This window comes from Devosia sp. (assembly GCF_036676215.1).
GTDB lineage: Bacteria > Pseudomonadota > Alphaproteobacteria > Rhizobiales > Devosiaceae > Devosia.
Genome location: NZ_JAKFDJ010000107.1, coordinates 1 through 1925, shown reverse-complemented (window position 1 = coordinate 1925; position 1925 = coordinate 1). Strand labels below are relative to the sequence as shown.

Genomic DNA, 1925 nt, shown 5'->3' with positions numbered 1-1925 from the left:
CGGCGGCGGACTTTCGCCTGCCGAGGCTCGGGTATTGCAGCAGGAGATGGCCGCCATCGGGGCGGTCAACCCGATCGGCGGCATGGGCGTGGGCATGTTCGGCCCGACCCTGCTGGAATACGGAACCGAAGAGCAAAAGAAGAAGTGGATCCCCGACATCGTCACCGGCAAGGTCCGCTGGTGCCAGGGCTTCAGCGAGCCGGGGGCCGGATCGGACCTGGCGAGCCTTCAGACCCGCGCGGAAGATAAAGGCGACCACTTCCTCGTCAACGGATCCAAGATCTGGACGAGCGGCGCCCAGTACGCCGACATGATCTTCTGCCTGGTCCGCACCGACACGACCAAGAAGCACGAAGGCATTTCCTTCGTGGTCTTCGAGATGCACCAGCCGGGCGTCGAGGTTCGTCCCATCCTGCTGATCGCCGGCAACTCGCCCTTCTGCGAAACCTTCATCACAGACGTGAAGGTCCCCAAGGCGAACCTGATCGGCCCGCTGAACGGCGGCTGGAGCGTGGCCAAGCGGCTGCTGCAGCATGAGCGCTCCGGGATGAACGGTTCGCGCGGCCCCGCGGCCAAGCCGGTCGCACTGGGCGTGGTGGCCAAGAAATATGTGGGCGAGGACGAGCAGGGCCGGCTGGCCGACAGCGACCTGCGCACCCGCATCGTCATGAATGAGATCGACCAGAAGGCCCTGCAGCAGACGGTTCGCCGCGCGGCCCTGGAGGCCAAGGGCAATTCAGGCCCCAGCGCCGCCACCTCGATCATGAAGAACGCCAATATGAAGGTCGCCCAGGACCGGGCCGAACTCACCCTGGAATTTATGGGCCACCAGGGCCTCGGCTGGCAGGGCGAGGGCTTTTCCGAGGAGGAGCGGACCGCGGTGCGCTCGTGGCTCTCGGGCAAGGCCGGCTCGATCTATGGCGGCTCCAACGAAGTGCAGAACAACATCATCTCCAAGCGGATCCTGGGACTCCCGGACCTGACCCAGAGCCACTAGGGTGATGAGCCGAGTTTCGAACGACCTTATTTTCAAGGAGACTTTTTAGATGGCTGATTTTGGCGGCGATCTCGACGCGTTCCGCACGGAAGCGCGGACGTGGATCGAGGCGAACTTCCCGGCGTCCCTGAAGGGGCGACCCAATCCGATGATGCGCGAGGAGCGCTCCAAGCCCAGCGAGGACCAGGAAGCCTGGCGCAAGGCCATGGGGTCGAAGGGGTGGGGCGTGCCCACCTGGCCGGCGGCCTATGGCGGCGGCGGGCTCAGCCCGGCCGAGGGTCGGATCATCCAGCAGGAGCTGGGCCGGGCCGGGGCCTATAACCCCATCGGCGGCATGGGCGTGATGATGTTCGGTCCGACGCTGCTGGAATACGGCACCGAGGACCAGAAGAAGGAGCACATCCCGCCGATCGTCCGGGGCGACCTGCAATGGTGCCAGGGCTTCAGCGAGCCGGGCGCCGGGTCCGACCTGGCCAGTCTCCAGTGCAAGGCCGAAGACAAGGGCGACCACTTCGTCATCAACGGTCAGAAGATCTGGACGTCAGGCGCGCAGTTCGCCGACTGGTGCTTCTGTCTCGTACGGACGGATACTTCGAAGAAACACGAAGGCATCTCGTTCGTCCTGTTCACCATGCATCAGCCGGGCGTCGAAGTCCGTCCGATTCCTCTGATCGCCGGCAACTCTCCCTTCTGCGAGACCTTCTTCACCGACGCGATCGCCGACAAGAAGAACCTGGTCGGCCCGCTGAACGGCGGCTGGACCATCGCCAAGCGCCTCCTGCAGCACGAGCGCTCGGGCCTCTCGGGCGCGGGCGGCAGCGGCGGGTTCGGCATGGCGGCCAAGCCGCTGCCGAAGCTGGCCAAGGACTATGTGGGCACGGACGAGAAGGGCCGCATCAGCGACAGCGACCTGCGCACCCGCATCATC

2 protein-coding genes are annotated in these 1925 nt (G+C 65.4%); both read left to right on the top strand.

Annotated features, from left to right (window positions below; translation table 11 throughout):
- The coding region (locus tag V6M52_RS10225; RefSeq protein ID WP_332700947.1) for an acyl-CoA dehydrogenase family protein at nt 1-997 on the top strand (997 nt) is incomplete at its 5' end.
- A 49-nt stretch (nt 998-1046) separates the two neighbouring features.
- The coding region (locus tag V6M52_RS10220) for an acyl-CoA dehydrogenase family protein (RefSeq protein WP_332700946.1) at nt 1047-1925 on the top strand (879 nt) is incomplete at its 3' end.